The 19,611-nt window shown below is 65.5% G+C and carries 15 protein-coding genes; 9 read left to right on the forward strand and 6 right to left on the reverse strand.

The window, feature by feature from the left end; genetic code table 11:
• Positions 1 to 101 precede the first annotated feature (101 nt).
• The 3 genes from IG197_RS13115 to IG197_RS13125 form a co-directional block, all read right to left on the reverse strand.
• Entirely contained in the window at positions 102 to 3,380 is a 3,279-nt protein-coding gene (locus IG197_RS13115) for an EB domain-containing protein (RefSeq protein WP_192319346.1), read from the reverse strand.
• Positions 3,381 to 3,391: 11 nt separating this feature from the next.
• Positions 3,392 to 5,377 (reverse strand): hypothetical protein, encoded by a 1,986-nt coding sequence (locus tag IG197_RS13120; protein WP_371746539.1) that lies wholly within the window; start codon positions 5,375 to 5,377, stop codon positions 3,392 to 3,394.
• A 344-nt stretch (positions 5,378 to 5,721) separates the two neighbouring features.
• Entirely contained in the window at positions 5,722 to 6,561 is an 840-nt protein-coding gene (locus IG197_RS13125; protein WP_246765372.1) for a DMT family transporter, read from the reverse strand.
• 210 nt (positions 6,562 to 6,771) lie between these two features.
• Here IG197_RS13125 and IG197_RS13130 point away from each other — a divergent pair, with 210 nt between their 5' ends.
• The 8 genes from IG197_RS13130 to IG197_RS13165 all read left to right on the forward strand — a co-directional run bounded on the left by IG197_RS13130 (position 6,772) and on the right by IG197_RS13165 (position 15,686).
• The gene (locus IG197_RS13130) at positions 6,772 to 7,797 is read left to right on the forward strand and encodes an ABC transporter substrate-binding protein (protein ID WP_067965821.1); all 1,026 of its coding nucleotides are present in this window, start codon (positions 6,772 to 6,774) and stop codon (positions 7,795 to 7,797) included.
• 82 nt (positions 7,798 to 7,879) lie between these two features.
• A complete protein-coding gene (locus IG197_RS13135) occupies positions 7,880 to 9,379 on the forward strand; it encodes a sugar ABC transporter ATP-binding protein (protein WP_192319352.1) in 1,500 nt (499 codons plus the stop codon).
• A complete protein-coding gene (locus IG197_RS13140; protein WP_371746540.1) occupies positions 9,379 to 10,365 on the forward strand; it encodes an ABC transporter permease in 987 nt (328 codons plus the stop codon). Before IG197_RS13135 ends, IG197_RS13140 begins: the two co-directional genes overlap by 1 nt.
• Positions 10,362 to 11,351: an ABC transporter permease gene (locus IG197_RS13145; protein WP_192319356.1), complete on the forward strand. Its 990-nt coding sequence runs from the start codon at positions 10,362 to 10,364 to the stop codon at positions 11,349 to 11,351. Before IG197_RS13140 ends, IG197_RS13145 begins: the two co-directional genes overlap by 4 nt.
• Positions 11,348 to 12,364, forward strand: a complete 1,017-nt coding sequence (locus tag IG197_RS13150) for a LacI family DNA-binding transcriptional regulator (protein ID WP_192319358.1) — start codon at positions 11,348 to 11,350, stop codon at positions 12,362 to 12,364. Before IG197_RS13145 ends, IG197_RS13150 begins: the two co-directional genes overlap by 4 nt.
• 21 nt (positions 12,365 to 12,385) lie before the next feature.
• Positions 12,386 to 13,630: a Gfo/Idh/MocA family protein gene (locus IG197_RS13155; protein WP_192319360.1), complete on the forward strand. Its 1,245-nt coding sequence runs from the start codon at positions 12,386 to 12,388 to the stop codon at positions 13,628 to 13,630.
• Between the two features lie 60 nt (positions 13,631 to 13,690).
• Entirely contained in the window at positions 13,691 to 14,596 is a 906-nt protein-coding gene (locus IG197_RS13160; RefSeq protein WP_192319362.1) for a carbohydrate kinase family protein, read from the forward strand.
• A 214-nt stretch (positions 14,597 to 14,810) separates the two neighbouring features.
• Positions 14,811 to 15,686 carry a DUF2189 domain-containing protein gene (locus tag IG197_RS13165; RefSeq protein WP_192319364.1) on the forward strand — a complete coding sequence of 292 codons (876 nt, stop codon included), beginning with the start codon at positions 14,811 to 14,813 and terminating at the stop codon, positions 15,684 to 15,686.
• 114 nt (positions 15,687 to 15,800) lie between these two features.
• On the opposite strand, the gene IG197_RS13170 is transcribed toward IG197_RS13165, so the two are convergent.
• Both IG197_RS13170 and IG197_RS13175 read right to left on the reverse strand, forming a co-directional pair.
• Entirely contained in the window at positions 15,801 to 17,090 is a 1,290-nt protein-coding gene (locus IG197_RS13170) for an RNA polymerase sigma factor (RefSeq protein WP_192319366.1), read from the reverse strand.
• A complete protein-coding gene (locus IG197_RS13175) occupies positions 17,087 to 17,461 on the reverse strand; it encodes a YciI family protein (RefSeq protein ID WP_192319367.1) in 375 nt (124 codons plus the stop codon). Before IG197_RS13175 ends, IG197_RS13170 begins: the two co-directional genes overlap by 4 nt.
• Positions 17,462 to 17,649: 188 nt before the next feature.
• Between IG197_RS13175 and IG197_RS13180 the strand changes: the two genes are divergently transcribed.
• Complete coding sequence (locus tag IG197_RS13180) at positions 17,650 to 18,924, forward strand: 4-aminobutyrate--2-oxoglutarate transaminase (RefSeq protein WP_067965823.1); 1,275 nt, start codon at positions 17,650 to 17,652, stop codon at positions 18,922 to 18,924.
• 60 nt (positions 18,925 to 18,984) lie between these two features.
• Here IG197_RS13180 and IG197_RS13185 read toward each other — a convergent pair whose 3' ends face one another.
• Positions 18,985 to 19,608 (reverse strand): TetR/AcrR family transcriptional regulator, encoded by a 624-nt coding sequence (locus tag IG197_RS13185; RefSeq protein WP_312870997.1) that lies wholly within the window; start codon positions 19,606 to 19,608, stop codon positions 18,985 to 18,987.
• Between the last annotated feature and the right edge of the window lie 3 nt (positions 19,609 to 19,611).

The following is a 19,611-nucleotide window of genomic DNA, read 5'->3' on the forward strand; positions in this document are numbered from 1 at the left end:
AAGAAGCCAAGCAGGCCGCCACTCAAAGAATGGTGCCCCTCAGGCCTGAAAAGCAGACCCCCGCCGGCCAAGGCCGGCGGGGGTCCATGCGTTCGCTCCGATCACTGCGGAATGATCTTGTTGTTGCTGGGCCGTTTAGGCTGCTGCTGCCTCTGCGGGATCAGGCCGCGCAACACATCCGGGTTGATCGGCATGATCTCGAGCGTCGGACGTTGGCGCGGGCGGCAGTTCGGATACTGGCCGACCGTGCCGCGCGGGCATTCACGCTCGATTGTCATGCACTGGCCGTTGACCAGCACCTCGCCGCGGCGGCAGACGGTGTCCCGACGGTCAGGCACGCAGCGGCCACGCACCAGCGACGTGCCATCGGGGCACTGCGCCGTCGGTGCCTTGCGGCACGCGCCCCTGATCAGCTCGGTACCGCGCGGGCAGATGCAGCGCCCGTCCTTGGTCCGGATCTGGCCAGGCAGCAGCGTGCACTGACGTACCGGCGGCACATCCCTGACGCAGCGGCCGTTCTTCAGCTCGGTGCCGCGCGGGCAGATGCAACGTCCGTCCTGCGTCCGGATCTGGCCCGGAAGCAGCGTGCACTGGCGCACCGGAGGCACATCCTTGACGCAGCGGCCGTTCCTGAGCTCGGTGCCACGCGGGCAGATGCAGCTTCCGTCCTGTGTCCGGATCTGGCCGGGCAGCAGCTTGCACTGCCGTTCCGGCGGCTGCTCCGGCCGCACGCATTTGCCATTCGACAGTTCCGTGCCGCGCGGGCAGAGGCAGCGTCCGTCTTCGGTGCGGATCTGGCCCGGCAACAGGCGGCATTGCGGTTTGACCGGCGGAACCGGCGTCACCGTGCCGCCATCGGGCACGCACTGGCCATTGCGGAAGTTCGTCCCCTCCGGGCAAACGCAGCGGCCTGCCTGGTTGAGCACGAAGCCTTCCGAGCACTGCTGCTTTTCTTCATGGTCGATCAGGAAGCGGTGGCAGGCAAAGGGGCTGCCGCCAAGGCCGCCCGGAACTGCCGTGCCACCGGCCATATCGAGCCCGCGAACCGGCGTGTCGGGCGGAAGCACGGCAACGCAGTTCTGGGCCGGCGCCGGCCGCGGGAAGTTGGCAAGGCGACCATCGTCCGGGATTACCACCGTCACCCTGTGGACACGGCTTTCGCCGGCGCCGAGGCTGACGTTGGCGACACAGGACAGCGGCAGCGTCGTCGGTTCCGGCGAGCAGCCGAAGGGCGGTTCGATCGAGCTGATAGCAACGCCGTCCAGCCGGCCGAGCCCGTCCACGCCGATCGCATCGCCGATGCGGACCGAGCCATTGAAGGGACCGGTGCCGCTGTTGGTGATGGTGATCTCGAACGTGCAGGGCTGGCCGGTCCGGCACAGCCGATCGCCGGTCTTCTGGACGCTCAGCTTCAGGCGCCCCGGATGCGGGATGCGCATCTCGGCACAGGCCTTGTTGTTGGCCAGCACCGTTTCATCAGGGATCGCCTGCACTTCACCGCAGTTGCGGATCGTGTCGGACTGGTAGTCCGCCGGCACGATGGCAACCACGGAGAGCGGCACAGACGCGCCCGGCACCAGCGCCACGCCGGGATGATCGCAGCGGAACTGACCGGGGCCGGCGGGACCGCAGGCCCAGGGCGGGGTCGGTCCGAAGGTCGAGGACGCCGGCGCTCCCGTGGGATAGTCGTCGATCACGGTCAGCGGGCCGACATAGTTTTGGGTGCCGTTGTTGTAGACACGGATCAGGAAGCTGCAGACACCGGCGGCGCTGCAGGACACCGAACGTGGGTCCTTGGTGATGCGCAGGTCGACCTTCTTCTCGACAGGCGGACGGCAATCGGGATCGCCGCGCTTGCAGATCGGAATGGTGGCGCAGGCCTTGTCGTTGTCGGTACGGCCAAACGCCTCGGGCTTGCCGCTCGCCGTGTAGTCGTACTCGGCGCAGTTGCGGATGAAGCGTGCCTCCCAGCCTGGTCCGGGCTTGAAGCCGATCTTGAGTTCGACAAACTCGCCGGGATCGAGTGTGGTCGCGGGATGCTCGCAGCTCATCGGGCTGGTTGCCGGCAGACAGGTCCAGGGCGGATTGGGCCCGGAATCTATCGTCGCATTGCCTGGCAAGGTCACTTCGTCGAGCACGATCTTGCCGTTGTAAGGGCCGTCGCCGACATTGGTAACGCGGATGGTGAAGTTGCAGCCGCCAAGATAGGTGCAGCGGGCGACGTCGGCACGCTTCTCGACCTTGATGTCGGGCTGCTTCTCGGGCGGGCACCTGAGGTCGGGCGGAATGACGATATCGACGGTCTGGGTGCAGCACAGGCCGACACCTTCTTCCGGACCGGCATAGGTCTCGATGCCGGTGACGATCAGATGCACGACATCACCTGGGCCGGCACCTTCGATCTCCCAGTGCAGCACGCCGCCACCAGGCGGAACGAGCTGCAGCGGCGGATCGATGGTGATGCCGGGCGTAGTGGTGCGAAGCTGCATCCAGCGGCCGGCCATCTCGGGTCCGACAGGCATGTTGTAGATGTAGGCGCCGCCGCCGGGCACGCAATCGACATCGCCGCGTTCGACTTTGAAGCACGGCCCGTCGCCGCCAGGAGGCGGGGGCGGAGGCGGCTCGCAGTCGGTGACGTCGATGCGGATAGAGGTCTTTTCGCCGGTACGGAAGTCGCCGTCGTCGGGCTTGGACGGATCGTGCGAGGGGATTTCTATCGAGCCGGGGCCTGCCGAAAGCTTGACGAAGCCCTGATTGTCGACGACCGCGGGCGCCGGGAAGGCGGCGTGGTCGATCAGAGCCGTGATGCGGATGTCGATGTAGCGCTCGTTGGGTGCACCGACGCCGTCGAGATCGGTCGCCGACAGGCGGAAGTCGGAAATCGTGGCCGTATCGTTGGGGTTGGTCGTGGTGCCGATGGTCGCTGCCGGCAATGGACCGCCGACGGCATCGGTGCCGTCACCTGATGCCTGGACGTTGACGATCGTCAACCCAGCGGCGACCTGGTCGCGGAAGTCCATCCGCAACGCCTTGAGGCCGTTGGCGAAGGCCGGATCAAAGAATTTCTCCGGATTGCCGCGGGCGCCGAAACGCAGGTTGTAGATGACATAGTCGCAATTGCGCTGGACGCCCTTCTTGGTGAAGAACGGCACGACGTCGTCGTGGCCGGGATGCGGTGCGGCATGGTCGAGCCTCAATTCAGGCACGACCTCGGGCAGCGGTTGGGCTGCTGCCGGCGACAAGGGCATGGCGGCGAGCGCGATCCCTGCCGCCACCAGCCAGCGCGCGCCGCGCCTGGCAAATGACAGGGGTTTCATGATCGTCTCCATGACGGTTGGGTTGCTCTGCGTGGCGAGCGGGGCGGAGGCATGAATTGTCATCTCTCCCTCCCTCACGGTTCGCAGCTTGCGACGGGCGTTGCCAGCGGCACCACCACCTTGCAGCAAGGGTAGTAGCCGCCCTTGTCGGCGTCGGACTGCTTGTAGAAGCACAGGCCGACATTGACCGTGTCGCCGGGGAAATGCCCCGTCACCCCGATGGTGAACGGCGCGCCCGGAGCCTTGGTCTGTTGCAACGGTGTGATGCCGACGCCCGGCGTCCTGGAATCGGCCTTGACGGAATCGCCGCCGATGCCTGCAACGTCGCGCACATAGAGATCGGCCTCGAGCCCGGCCGGGGTGCAGAAATACTCGACCGCCTCGACGTCGAGACAAGGCGGGATGTTGCCGGGCGGCGGGAAGTCCGGCGGCCACAGCGGCGTCGGATAATCGCCCGGATAAGGGAGCTGCTCGTAGTAGCCGGCACGGCCTTCGCATGGCCGCCAGATCTCGACGTCGCCGACGTGACCCTCGACCTCGGGGTCCTCGAAGAAGCTGTCGAAGTCGACGAACCACGAGCCGAAGGGCGGAACGTTGGCCGGCTTGACGAGTGAGGGCGAGGTGATCTGCACGCCATGGACGGCAAGCGGACCGCCCACGGCGAGCTGCTCGGCCAGAGCCGGATTGTCCCTCAGCTTGTCGCCCGTCTTGACGATGGTGTCGGTACAGGCGTTGGGGTTGAGGAAGCCCTGCGCGTCATAGCCATATTGCAGGTCGATGCCGCCAGCCGACTGGCGATTGCCCTCGGGAAAACCGACGGCATATTCCTGCGGCACCGGCACCCAGATGCTTTCGGTCGCCGGATCGTCGGGGCTTTCGCGCCAGTAGCGGATGACCTCGCCATCGCCGGTGTCGGCGAACTGGCTGTAGTCGTAGCGGTTTTCGATCTCGCCGCGCTGGGCCAGATACATGAAGCCCTTGTTGTCGAAGGCGATGTCGGTGACCGGAAGGTCCTTGTCGGCCGTAACCGTCAGCTCCCAGCGCGGATCGCCGGCGAATTTGCCGTCGCGGGCGATACCGACCGACCAGATCTCGGCCTTGTCACCGACCGTGTAGTAGACGCGGCCGCCATAAAAGGCTGTGCCCCAGACCCGACGTTCGTCCTGGGTGTAGCCCCAGGTGCCTGCGTCCTCGCTGTCGAAGGCGGCACCTTCGATATCCATCACCGCGCCATCGTCGGCCATCGGCGCCAGTCCGCGCACCGGACGCCCCTCAACACCGTGGTCGAAGGTGTCGACCGCGGCGCCCGTTGCGTCGATGCGGTGGATCAGGCCGGTGTCGAGATCGGAGGCGAAGAACTGGCGATGAACCTTGTCGAAGGTGACGTCGCCAATGCCGGGACCGCTGTTTGTGTCGATGTCGGCGAATTTGCTGACGGCACCCGAAATGCCGTCGATGCGCCAGATGGTGCCGGGTCCGCCGCCATTCTCCTCGCCGAACTGGCCGGCCATGAAAGTGGCGCCGGCCTTGCCACGACGCTCGCGCTCGGGCCGACCGTCGGCGTCGGCGTCGGGCGTGACGATGCGAATGCCGTGCAGCGAGGTCGCGCCCGCGTAGAGGTCGGGTACGCCTGACGGGGTACCGTTGCGGACGCCATCGTCAAAGGTCAGGGCGAAGACCTGGCCGATCTGGCTGGCCAGGACCTCGAAGGGCTGCGGCGTGTTGACGAGCTGGCCGGAGGGTGGTCCGCCAAGTGCTGAAACGTCGAAAACGCGCAAGGTCGCGCGCTCGGTGTCGATGAAGGTTTCGTCGACCGGATCGACGCCGGGTGGCAGCCCTTCCTCGAACCCAGGGATCACGGTGCCGGAGAAGCCGGTCACCGCCATCGATCCGGGATTGATGATCTGCGTTTCCTGGGCCTGTGCGGGTGGCGCCAGCCACAGGCCGGCGGCAAGCGCCAGGGCGGCCATGCCGGCATTGAGCGCCAGTGCCCTCAGGCGGAGGCTGGACGGTTCGGCTGGTCGCGCGAGCGCGCCGGAACCACCACGAAAGCACGGCATGGCACCTCTCCCGAGTTGGGTGGAAGAAGGTGCTGGCGCGCAAGCAAGTGCAAAGCGCTGATACCCGGCACTTTCCTCCCTTGCAGTCCTTAGAATGTCCCTCGGCGCGACGATACGCCGGGGCTTACCTTGGGTCAATGGAACAAGCCCGAAGCCCAACGCGTCCACCCTCTCCCTGAGGCGGTGGTCGCGCCGTGCTCCGGGTGCTCGCGGTGACCCGCAACACCTGGTGTCTGTGGTCATTGGCTTCTTTCCTTTGCTGACGCCGCATCATGCGGGGCCTGCGCATGGGTCGCGGCCGAGCAGGGAAAGGTTCACGCCGGATTGGACCGGGGTCGACGTTTTCAAACTGGACGGCGTGACGTGATCGCCAGCGCGACACCTGACAGGATGCAGATGCTGGCAAGCACCAGGCGCGCCGACAGAACCTCGGACAGGAATACCGTGGCGCCCGCCGCCGCAATGACCGGGACCGTCAGCTGGACGACGGCGGCCTGGGTCGGCGTGAGCCCGGGCAAGGCGCGGTACCAGATCGCATAGCCCAATCCGGAAGCAACGACGCCTGAGGCGGCGGCGAGGTAGACGCCGCGCGCGGTCACACCGGCGCCGAAGGTGGGCAGCAGGGCGAGTGGGATGCAGATCAAGGCGGCGCGCAGGAAATTGCCGGCGGTATCGCCAAGGGGGCTCGCCGAGCCACGGCCACGCAGCGAGTAGATGCCCCACGCAATGCCCGAAACCACCATCAGCACGCTGCCGATGGCATCAGGCGCGTTGAGGCCGGGCAGCACGAGATAGAGGAAAGCCACAAAGGCAATGACCAACCCGGCAAGCTCGCGCAGGGTTGGCCGGGTTCGCCTGATAATGCCCCAAAAGATCATGGTGCCCTGGACGGACGCGAAAAGCACAAGCGCACCCACCGCGGCGCCAAGGCGGAGATAGGCAAGCGAAAACGCCAAGGCATAAGCGAACAGGGCGACAGCCGACGGCCAGTTGCCGGGCCGGGCTCGAAAGATGCTGCGGCCGCGCTGCCAGGAGATCAGCAGCAGCAACGCCGCCGCGCCGGAGCACAGGCGGATCGCAGTGTAGGCAACCGCATCGATCGCGCCGCCGTCGAGAGCTGAACGCGCCAGCAGCGAGTTGGCCGCAAAAGCGATCATCGCCAGCACCGTCAGCAGAATGGTCACGGAACGGACCTCGTCTGTATTTGGCGACTGCATCGACGCCGCCGGAGCCGCCATTGGACCAGCTGCGCGAACGTAACATGCCGGGAGCGACCGGTCGCGGTCGGCGTTTCGACATCACCCCGCCAGATGCCGGAAAATCGCGATTGAAATCGATTACATTTTCAGCATATGATCCCTTGCAGCAGTTTTTCTGTGCATCGGGAGGAGTTCATGAGGAAATTTTCAGCACTGGCGCTCACCACCGTCGCGGCACTGGCCGTATCGGCGTTCTCGACCCAGGCGGCCGACTACAAGATCGGCCTGTCCAATGGTTGGGTCGGCTCGGAGTGGCGCACGCAGATGATCGAGGAAGCCCAGGCCGCAGCGGCTGCCTGGAAGGACAAGGGCGTCAATGTCGAGGTCGTGGTGCAGAGCGCCAATGTCGACGTGCCCGGCCAGATCGCGCATGTCCGCAACTTCATCAGCGAAGGCGTCAACGCCATCATCATCAACCCGAACAGCCCGACGGCGTTCGACCCGGTCTTCGCCCAGGCCAAGGAAGCCGGCATCCTGGTAATCTCGACCGACGCCGAAGTGTCGTCGCCTGACGCCACCTATGTCGGCATCGACCAGAAGGCCTGGGGTGCGGCCGGCGCCAAGTGGCTCGCCGAAACGCTCGGCGGCAAGGGCAATGTCGTTGCGATCAACGGCGTCGCCGGCCACCCGGCCAACGAGATGCGCGTCGCCGGCTACAAGGAAGTGTTCGGCCAGTATCCCGACATCAAGATCGTCAACGAAGTTAACGCCAACTGGGATCAGGCCCAGGGCCAGCAGGCGATGCAGAACCTGCTTGCCACCTACCCCGACATCAACGGCGTCTGGGTGCAGGACGGCATGGCGGCGGGCGCCTGGAAGTCGATCATCGATGCCAAGAAGGAATCGTCGATCGCCGCCACCGGCGAGATCCGCAAGGACTTCATCGACATCTGGACCAAGGACAAGCTCAACTCGGGCGCCTCGGTGAACCCGCCTGGCGTCATGGCCTCGGCACTCAACGTCGCCGTGCTGATGCTGCAGGGCAAGGAACTGAAGGAACCGGCAACGGCTGGCCAGTACAAGAACGCCATGTACCTGCCGATCCCGTTCATCGACAGCAAGAACCTCGCTGACGCTGCGAAGGCGGTAGACGGCAAGCCGGGCTACTATTCCTACACCAGCCAGCTTTCCATCGAAGACGCCGAAAAGCTCTTCAAGTAAGCTTCCTCCCAAGACGGGGGACGCGGCACCTGCACACAGGCCCGCGTCCCCGCGACCGACGAAGCACCGGGAAGCCACCACCATGTCGAAACTCATCATGCGCGGCGTAAGCAAGGCTTACGGCGCTACCTTGGCCTTGCGCCGCGGCGACCTAACGGTCGAGGCAGGCGAAGTGCATGTGCTGATCGGCTCGAACGGTTCGGGCAAGAGCACCTTGTGCAAGGTGCTGGCCGGCAGCGTGCGGCCGGACGGCGGCGAGATCCTGATCGACAACAAGCCGGTCACCATCACCGGCCCGCATTCCGCACGCGCATCAGGCATCGGCATCTTCTACCAGGAGCTCAGCCTGGCCGGACATCGGACAGTTGCAGAAAACATCTGCCTGCCCGACATGCCGGGCGGCATCTTCGTCGACCGCGCAGCCCTGGAGAGCCGGGCACAGCGTTACATCGCTTTGTTCGACACCGTTTCCGGCGAGGGCTTCTCGGCCGAGGCAGTGGTCGAGAACCTGCGCGCCGACCAGCGCCAATTGGTCGAGATCATGAAGGCGCTGGCGACCGAAGCACCCATCACCATCTTCGACGAACCGACATCGGCACTCGACCGGGCCCAGGTCGACCGCTTCTTCGACATCCTGCGCGACCTCAAGGCCGCGGGCCGCAGCATCATCTTCATCTCGCACCGCATGGATGAGATCTTCGCCATCGGTGACCGCGTCACCGTCATCCGCGACGGCGAGACGGTCGGCACCAAGAACATCGCCGACACCAATCCCGGCGAGGTCATCAGGCTGATGGTCGGCGGCCAGGACGAGCTGGCGCCCGGCGCCAGCGCACCGCCGGCCGAGGCCGCCGATCGCAAGGCACCGGTGCTGACGGTCTCCCGTTTCTTCGGCAAGGGTTTCGCCAATGTCGGCTTCGAGGTCGCCAAAGGTGAGATTCTTGGTTTCGGCGGCCTGCATGGCCAGGGCCAGTCGGCGGTGCTGCGCGCCATCTTCGGCGCCACTCCCTCGAATGGCGGCACGCTCACATTGGCGGGTTCGACTTTTACGCCATCTGACCCACGCGCGGCGATCCGACGCGGCCTCGCCTATGTCTCCGGCGACCGCAGCCGCGATGGCGTGATCCAGGGCCGGCCGATCCTCGAAAACGTCACGCCGATCCATTATCTCCGCCAGAAGCTGTTCCTCGCCCGACCCTCGGCATTGGCCGAGCGGGTCAAGCCGGCGCTCGAGGCGCTGCACACCAAATTTGCCGGGCTCGGCTACCCGATCAATTCGCTGTCGGGCGGCAACCAGCAGAAGATCGTCATCGCCCGTTGGCTGATCGACCGGCCCGACGTACTGTTGCTCGATGATCCGACCAAGGGTATCGACCTGTCGGCTAAGGCAGATCTGTTCGCGCTGATCCGCCAGCTCGCCGCCGAGGGCATGGGCATCGTGCTCTATTCCTCGGAGGATGCCGAGCTGCTCAACAATGCCGACCGCATCCTCGTCTTCAACGGCGGTGCGGTGCGCCGCGAACTCACCGGCGCCGACAGAACGCGCTACAATCTCTACCAGGCAGCTTACGAGGCCGCGTGATGACAGCCGCGTCCCTTCCCTCCAGCAAGCCGGGCGGATTGAAGCGCCTCGTCGAGCGCCATCCGTTCCTGCCGGCGCTGGTCATCGCCATCGTCTTGCTTGCGCTCAACGGCCTCTACCAGCCGCGCAGCGTAAGCTTTGCCGGCATCACCGGCCTGACCAAGACCTATCTGGCGCTGATGATGCTCGCCATCGCCCAGACCTATGTCGTCTATGCCGGCGACATCGACCTGTCGGCAGGCGCCATCGTCTCTTTGGTCAATGTCGTCATCGTGGTGACGATGGAGAAGCTGGGCGGCAGCGGCTTCTCGGTGGTTGCAGCGCTCGGCATCGGGCTCTTCGTTGGCCTCGCCTGTGGCATTATCAATGGCATCGTGGTTGCGGCGCTCCGGCTGCAGGCGATCGTCGCCACCTTCGCCACCTCGATCTTCTTCACCGGGCTGGCGCTCTACGTCATGCCGGTGGCCGGCACGCCGGCGCCCGCCGCCTTCTGGCGTACCTATGGCGGACGCTTCTTTGAGATTCCGTTCGTCTATTTCGCCGTGGCTCTGCTGGCGATCGTGCTCTACATGCTTGCCCGCACAAGGCTCGCAACGCAGCTGCTCGCGGTCGGCGACGATGCGCAGGCTGCCTACCAGAGCGGCCTGCCGGTGACGAAGATCCGCGTCCAGGGCTACGCGCTCTGCGGCCTGTTTGCGGCGCTCGCCGCCTTCTGCATCACCGGCGACACGGCCAGTGGCGACCCACTTGTCGGCGGCAAGATGACCTTGTTCTCGGTGGCGGCGGTGGTGCTAGGCGGCAGCGCGCTATCGGGCGGTTTCGGCACCGTCGTCGGCTCGATCATCGGTGCGCTGATCATCGGGCTGATCAACTCGCTGGTGTTCTTCGTCGGCACGCCGTCGGAATGGCAGAACCTGGTCCAGGGCCTGGCCATCCTCGTCGCCCTGATGGCGGGCATCCTTGTCGGACGGAGGGCACGTGCATGACCGCAGCAACCCAAACGCCAGCGGCAGCCCCCTCGCCGGTGCTGACCTTCCTCAAGCAGCCGCTGGTCGTGGCGCTGATCCTCATCGCCGCGCTCTTGCTGCTCGGCGAGGCGCTGTCGCCCGGCTTCGCCTCGGGCCAGCAGATCCTGCGCCTGCTCATCGTCGCCGCCCTGCTCGGCATCGTCGCCGCCGGCCAGAACCTAGTCATCCTTGGCGGCCGCGAAGGCATCGACCTGTCGGTCGGCGGCGTCGTCTCGCTCAGCGCCATCATCGGCGGCAATCTGATGAATGGTGCGGATAGCGGCATCCTGCCGGCGATCCTCGGCTGCATCGCCGCGGGTGCAGTAATCGGCCTGTTCAACGGCCTCGGCGTGACGCTGCTGCGCATCCCGCCGCTGGTCATGACGCTCGGCATGCTCGGCGTGCTGCAAGGTCTTCTCGTCGTCATCCGCAACGGCATCCCCTCGGGACGCGCCGCGCCCGGTCTGTCGCAGTTCGTCACCCAGCCTTTCCTCTTCGGCCTGCCCGGTATCATCTGGCTGTGGGTGGCGATTGGCCTGCTGATGGCCTTCATGCTCGGCCGCACAGTGTTCGGCCACCGTATCTACGCCATCGGCTCGAACGAGCAGGCAGCCTTCATGGCCGGCGTCCCGGTGAAGCGCACCCGCATCGCCCTGTTCATGCTGTCGGGCGCCTTCGCCGCGGTCGCCGGCATGTGCCTGATCGGTTATTCCGGCTCGTCCTTCGCCAATGTCGGCGAGCAGTACATGCTGCCTTCGATCATTGCGGTGGTGTTCGGCGGCACACCGCTGTCGGGCGGCAAGGGCGGCTACACGGGCACGATGGCGGGTGCCGTGCTGCTGGTCGTTCTCCAGAGCATCCTGACGACAGTGCATATCGATGAATCCGGGCGGCAGATGGTGTTCGGCGCGACCTTGCTGATCCTGATGCTCTTCTACGGCCGTGGCAGGGCGATGCGCGCATGAACGAGCGACCCAAGATCAAGGACATCGCCGAGCGGCTGGGCGTTTCCGCAGCCACAGTGTCGCGCGCGCTTTCGGACAGCGGCCTCGTCGCCGAGCCGACGCTGAGCCGCATTCGCGACATGGCGCGCGAGATGAATTACCGGCCCAATGTCAGCGCCCGCAACCTGCGCACGCAGAAGGCGATGGCGGTGCTGATGGTGGTGCGCGACGTCGGCAACCCGTTCTACCTCGAGATCCTCAAGGGTGTCGAAGCGACCGCCCGCGCCGCCGGCTATTCGGTGCTGATGGGCAACACCGAAAACGACTCCGACCGCGAAATCGAGTATTTCGACATGCTGCGCGACGGCCATGCCGACGGCATGATCCTGATGACCGGCAAGCTGCCCCGGCGCGAGGGTTTTGTCGCCTCGGTCGAAGGCGGCGCGCCGATCGTGGTGGCGCTGGAGGAGATCCAGGACGCCGGCTTCCCGCATGTGATGATCGACAACGCGGCGGCCGCCCGCAACGCCGTCGAGCATCTGATCGGCCTTGGCCACAGGCGCATTGCCCATGTCTCCGGCCCAGTGCCGGAGATCATGAGCGTCGACCGCCGCGACGGCTATCGCGCTGCAATGCAGGCCGCAGGCCTCGCCATCCCGGACGGCTACGAGCAGCGCGGTGACTATCTGCTGCACACCGGCCAGCGCCTGTGCCGGGCGCTGTTCGAACTGCCCGAGCCGCCGACGGCGATCTTCGTCGCCAACGACGAAATGGCCTTCGGCGTGATCCACGAATTGCGCAAGCTCGGCCTCGACGTGCCCGGCCAGGTCTCAGTCGTCGGCTTCGACGACCTGTTCCTGAGCGAAGCCTTCTATCCGCCGCTGACGACAGTCAGCCAGCCGCGCACCGACATCGGCCGCGCCGCCATGACCATGCTGCTCGACCTGCTGTCGGGCGGTGCCACGCCGCGCAAGCCGGTGATGCTGCCGACAACGCTCAAGGTCCGCGGCACCACGGCGCCGGCGCCGAAATGATTTCAGTCTAGGGGACCTCACATGACCGGATTGCCCATACAGCGGCTGCGCGTCGGCTTCGTCGGAAGCGGCTTCATCGCGGAATTCCACCTCAAGGGCATGCTCGGCGTGCGCAATGTCGATGTTACCGGCGTGTTCAGCCGCAAGGCCGAGAACCGCGCCCGCTTCGCCAGCCGCGTCGCCGAACTCGGCTTGGGCGACTGCACCAGCCACGACAGCCTGGAATCGCTCGTCAACGCCGACAATGTCGACGCGATCTGGATCCTGTCACCCAACTACACCCGCCTCGACGTGATGCACACATTGCATGCCGAGGTGAAGGCCGGCCGCAGCAAGGTGATTGCGGTTGCCTGCGAAAAGCCGCTGGCGCGGACCATCGCCGAGGCGCGCGAGATGCTGCGCCTGGCTGAGGACGCCGGCCTCAATCACGGCTATCTTGAAAACCAGGTGTTCTGCACGCCGGTCATCCGCGGCAAGGACATTATCTGGCGCCGCGCCGCCTCGGCCACCGGCCGGCCCTATCTGGCGCGCGCGGCCGAAGAGCATTCCGGTCCGCACGAGCCATGGTTCTGGCAGGGCGACAAGCAGGGCGGCGGCGTGCTGTCCGACATGATGTGCCACAGCGTCGAGGTCGCCCGCCATCTGCTGACCAAGCCGGGTGCCCCGCGCAAGTCGCTGACCATCAAGCAGGTCAGCGGCACCGTCGCCAACCTCAAATGGACGCGGCCCAATTATGCCGACCAACTGCGCAAGCGCTTCGGCACCGATGTCGACTACCGCAACCGCCCGTCGGAGGATTTCGCCCGCGGCACCATCCTGCTCGAGGATGAGGACGGCAACGAACTGGTGATCGAGGCGACGACCTCGTGGGCCTATGTCGGCGCCGGCCTGCGCATCCAGCTCGAACTGCTCGGGCCCGAATACGCGATGGAGTTCAACTCGCTCAACACCGGCCTCAAGATCTTCATGTCGCGCGAGGTCAAGGGCGAAGAAGGCGAGGACCTTGTCGAGAAGCAGAATGCCGAACAGGGTCTGATGCCGGTGCTGGAAGACGAAGCGGGCGTCTATGGCTACACCGACGAGAACCGACACATGGTCGAGTGCTTCCGCAAGGGCGAGACGCCGATGGAAACCTTCCATGACGGGCTCGCCGTGGTCGAGATCCTGATGGGGCTCTACCGCTCGGCGGAGATTTCCGGTTCGGTCAGCTTCCCGGCTCCGGAACTCGAAAACTATGTCCCGGTCGTGGCCCGCATTGGTGCCTGACCAGACCATTCGGCGGCCGCGCCATGTGTGTGGCCGTTCTCTTGCATCACAGGCCATCCCATGACCGTTCCGCCGCTGCTGGTTCTCGGCAATGTCAATGTCGACCTCGTGCTCGGCGAGGTCGACGGCTGGCCTGCCGTCGGCACCGAAGTGATGGTCGACCGCTCGGAGATGCGGCCGGGCGGCTCAGCCGGCAACACCGCGCTGGCGCTGTCAGGCATGCAGGTCGCACACCGCATGATCGCCTCGGTCGGCAACGACTCGAACGGCGCGTGGCTAAGCGGCCAGTTCGACCAGCCATCGACCGAATGGATCGTCGAACCCTGCGAGACGACGCTCACCGTCGGCATCGTCCACAAGGGTGGCGACCGGGTGTTTTTCACCACGCCCGGACATTTGCAGCGCGCCAGCCTCGACGACCTTGTTGAACGCCTGCCCGGGGCGCCAGGCGAATACGCCTTCGCGTTGATCTCGGGCGGCTTCCTGATGCCCGCCATCGAGGCAGGCACCATCAAGCTTCTGGCGGCGCTTGCGACCAGAGGCTGGCGCACGGCGATCGATCCGGGCTGGCCACCCGCCGGCTGGAGCGCGACCAACATGCAGCGTCTGGGCGAATGGATTGCCGCTGCCGACGTGTCGCTGATCAATGCCGAGGAAGCCAAGGGACTTGCCGGCATGGACGATCTCGAAGGCGCGGCCGAGCTTCTGGCCGGGCGTATCGGCCCTTCGCATACGCTCGTCATCAAGGACGGAGCCAAAGGCGCGCATGCCTATGCCGGCGGGGCACATTTCCACGCCGCATCGCCGAAGGTCCAGGTGATCGACACCGTCGGCGCCGGCGACACCTTCAACGCTGCCTTCCTCGCGGCGCTCGCCAAGGGCCGGACGCTTGCCGAAGCTCTGGCGCGCGGCACCGACATCGCCGCGCGGGCGATCTCGACCTTTCCGCGCCGCTATTGCAGCTGACGCCAGAACGCCTCCACGCACTCTGCCTGGACCGCTTCGGCTGCGGGCAAAGCCTCCTTGTTCGATGACCTTTGCGTGAGCCATCAGCTGCACGGTCGCGCAGGGTCGTCAAATCTCTCGAAGCACGCTATGATTTGTCCAGGTGAAGGTCGCGGTTTGGCGTGACCACTCATGCCAAGCGCAGGCCGCGACCCACCCCAACGGAGGAGTGGTCATGGCAAGTTTCCATGTGTACGCAGGCGCCACCAATACGATCGAGCATCCCGCCATACGGCGGATAACGGTCGCTGATGTGTTCGACGCGCTGCGACGTGGCTTGGACGACTTTTGGGACAAGCCGTCGCATTACGTTTTCCTGTGCCTGATCTACCCGATCGTCGGGGTGTTCCTGATCACGTGGACGTCGGGCGGCAACGCCCTGCAGCTCATTTTCCCGCTGATGTCCGGCTTTGCCTTACTGGGTCCCTTCTTCGGCATCGGCCTCTACGAGATCAGCCGAAGGCGTGAGCAGGGCCTCGACACCTCCTGGAGGCATGCCTTCGATGTCAGGCATTCGCCGGCCATCCCGGCAATGGTGGCCATCGGCATCATGCTGCTCGCGCTGTTCGTCGCCTGGCTGTTTGTCGCGCAGGCGCTCTACAGCTGGCTTTATGGAGCCGACGCCCCGCTGTCGATGGCAGCGTTCTTCAGCGATCTCTTCACCACCCAGCGCGGCTGGACGTTGATTTTCCTCGGCAATCTGATCGGCTTCCTGTTCGCCCTGGTCGTGCTCTGCACCACCGTCGTCGCCTTTCCGCTGCTGCTCGACGCCGATGTCGGTGCCTATGCCGCGATCGAGACCTCGGCACGGGCGGTGCGGGACAATCCAGTGCCAATGCTTCTGTGGGGCCTGATCGTCGCCGTCGCGCTGCTGATCGGGTCGCTGCCATTCCTGGCTGGCCTCGCCGTCGTCATTCCGGTGCTCGGTCACGCGACCTGGCACCTCTATCGCAAGGTCGTGGACGTTCCGGCCGACAAGAAGACGCCGCTGCCTCCGTCTCCCGAACAGGGGGAAGATAGGCACTTCCCGTACTGGCTGCGCGGGTCCTAGCCGAATCTGACGCAACCTTCTCCCCGTAACGGGGGAGAGGGTTGTCTGCTGTGATGGGCTGAGGGTGCTGGCGCGCGGCATCGACATCGCGCGTGGATACTTGGACCCGCGCGACTAATGCAGCTGACGGCTTGGCGCCTTGGCATTCGGCTTCGCTGCCGGCGACGGCACTGAGAGCCGATCGAGATGCATGCGGATGTGGGCGGCTTCAGCTGCGGTGTTGGCCAGTGCGATCGCCCTGTCGAAGGCTTCGCGCGCTTCGTCGGTGCGGCCGAGCTGCATCAGCAACCCACCCCTCACACCGAAGAAGTGGAAGTAGCCCGACAGCTTCGTCGCCAGCGGCTCGATCAGCTTCAGCGCCGCCTCAGGTCCGCGCAGCTTGGCAAAAGCAACCGCGCGATTGAGCGTGACGACAGGCGACGGCGTCATCGATTCCAGCACCGAATAAAGCAGGTCGATCTCGGCCCAGTCGGTATCCTCGGGCCGGGCGGCGCGGGCATGGAGTGCTGCGATCGCCGACTGGATCTGGTAGGGGCCGGGTCGACGGTGGCGCATCGCCTTGTCGATCAACGCCAGGCCTTCGTCGATCAGCGCCTTGTTCCACAGCGTGCGGTCCTGATCCTCCATCAGCACGAGCTCGCCCTCGGCATTGAAGCGGGCGGCAGCGCGGGCATGCTGGAGCAAAAGCAGCGCGGTCAGGCCCATCACCTCGGGCTCGGTCTGGAACAGGCGCAGCAACAGCCGCGCCAGCCTGATCGCTTCCTCGCACAGCGGCGCGCGGTTGGCGATCTCGGTGGCACCGGCGGAATAGCCTTCGTTGAAGACGAGATAGACCATGGCAAGTACGGCCGCGACGCGCTCCGAGCGCTCCACCGGGCCAGGCGCCTCGAACGGCACGTCGGCATTGGCGATGCGCGCCTTGGCGCGGGTGATGCGTTGTTCCATGGCGCTTTCGCCGACGAGGAAGGCGCGGGCGATCTGCTTGACCGACAGGCCGGAAACGATGCGCAGGGCGAGCGCCACCTGCTGCGTCGCCGGCAGATCGGGATGGCAGCAGATGAACAGCAGGCGCAGGATGTCGTCGCGATAGTGCTGGCCGTCGAGCCGTTCGGCGATGTCGGCCTCGGCGTCCTCGAGGTCGGACACCAGCTCTTCGGCCGGCAGCGGCGCCTGCTTGCTCTGGCGGCGGGCAGCATCGATGCCGGAATTGCGGCCGACGAAGATCAGCCAGGCGGCCGGATCACGCGGCGGTCCCTTCTCCGGCCATGTGCGCAAGGCGCGCAGGCAGGCCTCCTGGAACGCTTCTTCCGCCGTGTCGAGGTTGCGGAAATAGCGAAGCAAGGCTGCCACGGCCTGCGGCCGGGCGGAAGAAAGTGCCGTGTTGATCCAGGCCGGGTCGGTCATGCTGCCTCTTTTCCGGGGAAAAATGCGCCTATCGGGCGCAGTTCGTAAGAGCCGCCGCCAGGATTGGCTTCCGCCAGGTCCTTGGCCACGGCCACGGCATCGTCGAGCGTCTCGCAATCGACGACATAGAAACCGAGGAACTGCTCCTTGGTTTCGGCAAAGGGCCCGTCGATGACCAATGGTTCGTCCCTGGTCTTGCGCAGGGTGGTGGCAGCCGTCGTCGGCATCAGCCGGGCCACCGGCCCGAGCCTGCCCTGGTCGCGCAGCTTGCCGGTGACCACCTGCAGGCGCGCCATCACCTCGTCGTCCTGCTCCTTGGACCAGGCGCAGACGACGTCTTCGTTGTTGTAGCAAAGGATGGCGTAGAGCATCTTTTCAGTTCCTTCATGACTAGGACGCGCGAGAATGTGCAATTCCGACAAGGCGTCGGCAACTTTTTTTGCCGTCGGCGAGGACCAATGCCTGCGATCACCGTGACGGCTTGTGAAAAACCGGGAGAGGTGCAGATATGACGCCGGTTTGGCGCCTGCAAGGTGCCGGCGAGGTTGGAGGATCACCGATGAAAAACGCCGAAATTTCACAGCGCAAGATGCAGACCATTGCCCGCGGCGTCGGTATGACGACGCAGGTCTATGCCGACCGCGCCGAGAACTCCGAGATCTGGGATGTCGAAGGCCGCCGCTACATCGACTTCTCTTCCGGCATCGCCGTCGTCAACACCGGCCATCGCCACCCGCGCGTCATCGAGGCGGTCAAGGCACAGCTCGACCGCTTCACCCATACCTGCCACCAGGTCGTGCCCTATGAAAGCTATGTCAGGCTCGGCGAAAGGCTGAACGCGATCGCGCCGATGAAGGGCGACAAGCGCACGATCTTCGTCACGACAGGCGCCGAAGCGGTCGAGAACGCCGTCAAGATCGCCCGCAACGCCACCGGCCGCCAGGCCGTCATCGCCTTTGCCGGCGGCTTCCACGGCCGCACATTCATGGGCATGGCGCTGACCGGAAAGGTGCAGCCCTACAAGGCAGGCTTCGGCGCCATGCCGGCCGATGTGTTCCATGCGCCCTTCCCGGTGCCGCTGCATGGCGTCACCACGGCCGATGCGCTGGCGGCGCTCGACCGGCTGTTCAAGGCCGATGTCGACCCGGCGCGGGTGGCGGCCATCATCATCGAGCCGGTGCAGGGCGAAGGCGGCTTCTACGAGGTGCCGCGCGACTTCATGACGGCGCTGCGCAAGATCTGCGACCAGCACGGCATGCTCTTGATCGCCGACGAGGTTCAGACCGGCTTTGCGCGCACCGGCAAGATGTTCGCCATGGACCATCACGACGTCGCTCCCGACCTGATGACGATGGCGAAAAGCCTCGCCGGCGGCTTCCCGCTCGCTGCCGTCACCGGCCGGGCCGAACTGATGGACGCGCCCAATCCGGGCGGCCTCGGCGGCACCTATGGCGGCAGTCCGATCGGCGTTGCGGCAGCGCATGCGGTGCTCGACGTCATCGAGGACGAAAAACTCTGCGACCGCGCCAATCAGCTCGGCGCGCGGCTCAAGCAGCGGCTGGAATCCTTGCGCGACGACGTGCCGGAGATATCAGACATCCGCGGTCTCGGCTTCATGAATGCTGTCGAGTTCAACGACGCAAAGACCAAGCTGCCCTCGGCCGACTTCGCCAACGCCGTCAGGCTCAAGGCGCTCGACAAGGGCCTGATCCTGCTCACCTGCGGCGTCCACGGCAACGTCATCCGTTTCCTCGCGCCAATCACCATCCAGGACGACGTCCTGACCGAGGCGCTCGATATTCTGGAGGCGTCGATCCGGGAAGTGCGGACATAAGCTGCTTGCCGATGCAACAGGTCTCCTCCGGCATCACATGAATGGTGCCGGAGCCGCCGTTCAGTCCGCAACTGTGAGATAGGCCCGCACCAGCCGGATCAGCTCTTGTTTCAGCTCCTCGGAGCCGAGCAAGCCGCGACGGGCGGCGTTGTGAACCACGCCGTCCATCAGGTCGGAAAGGACCATACCGGCAACCCGCTCATTCGCCCCCGATCGCGAGGTCCGATAAGCGGCGACAGCGGCGGTGTAGTGACCGAGATACTCGGCTTCGAAAGCGCTGTTGGGATCCCTCATGCTCTCGGAGCTCTGAGCCTCGTCGAGAAGCTTGCGATGCAGCCCCGGATTGATGCTGTGCGCCGCGAACATGTCGCGCACGAGATCCTCGGCAAATTGCTCGACAGCCTTTCCCTCGCGCAGCGACCCGCGCATGACGGCAAGGCAATCGTCGAGATGGCGGCGCCGAATGGCCTCGACCAGCGACTGCTTGTCGGGAAAATACTGGTAGAGCGATCCGATGCTCACACCCGCCAGTTCGGCAACCTTGTTGGTGCTAAAGTCGTCCCAGCCCTTCTCGCCCAGAATGTGAGCCCCGGCCTCGATGATCGCCTCGACGGTCGCTTGCGAACGGCCCTGCCGCGGCAGCTTGCGCATCGGGGAGTTCGATTTCGCAATGCGAGTAGACACTTG

The sequence above is a fragment of the Aminobacter sp. SR38 genome (assembly GCF_014843375.1).
Classification (GTDB): domain Bacteria; phylum Pseudomonadota; class Alphaproteobacteria; order Rhizobiales; family Rhizobiaceae; genus Aminobacter; species Aminobacter ciceronei.

Bases quoted from the DNA above. Each gene is read 5' to 3' on its own strand.
- IG197_RS13130 (WP_067965821.1), top strand. From the start codon at position 6,772: ATGAGGAAATTTTCAGCACTGGCGCTCACCACCGTCGCGGCACTGGCC.
- IG197_RS13135 (WP_192319352.1), top strand. From the start codon at position 7,880: ATGTCGAAACTCATCATGCGCGGCGTAAGCAAGGCTTACGGCGCTACC.
- IG197_RS13165 (WP_192319364.1), top strand. From the start codon at position 14,811: ATGGCAAGTTTCCATGTGTACGCAGGCGCCACCAATACGATCGAGCAT.
- IG197_RS13150 (WP_192319358.1), top strand. From the start codon at position 11,348: ATGAACGAGCGACCCAAGATCAAGGACATCGCCGAGCGGCTGGGCGTT.
- IG197_RS13175 (WP_192319367.1), bottom strand. From the start codon at position 17,461: ATGCTCTACGCCATCCTTTGCTACAACAACGAAGACGTCGTCTGCGCC.
- IG197_RS13115 (WP_192319346.1), bottom strand. From the start codon at position 3,380: ATGACAATTCATGCCTCCGCCCCGCTCGCCACGCAGAGCAACCCAACC.
- IG197_RS13170 (WP_192319366.1), bottom strand. From the start codon at position 17,090: ATGACCGACCCGGCCTGGATCAACACGGCACTTTCTTCCGCCCGGCCG.
- IG197_RS13140 (WP_371746540.1), top strand. From the start codon at position 9,379: ATGACAGCCGCGTCCCTTCCCTCCAGCAAGCCGGGCGGATTGAAGCGC.
- IG197_RS13160 (WP_192319362.1), top strand. From the start codon at position 13,691: ATGACCGTTCCGCCGCTGCTGGTTCTCGGCAATGTCAATGTCGACCTC.
- IG197_RS13180 (WP_067965823.1), top strand. From the start codon at position 17,650: ATGAAAAACGCCGAAATTTCACAGCGCAAGATGCAGACCATTGCCCGC.
- IG197_RS13155 (WP_192319360.1), top strand. From the start codon at position 12,386: ATGACCGGATTGCCCATACAGCGGCTGCGCGTCGGCTTCGTCGGAAGC.
- IG197_RS13145 (WP_192319356.1), top strand. From the start codon at position 10,362: ATGACCGCAGCAACCCAAACGCCAGCGGCAGCCCCCTCGCCGGTGCTG.
- IG197_RS13120 (WP_371746539.1), bottom strand. From the start codon at position 5,377: ATGCCGTGCTTTCGTGGTGGTTCCGGCGCGCTCGCGCGACCAGCCGAA.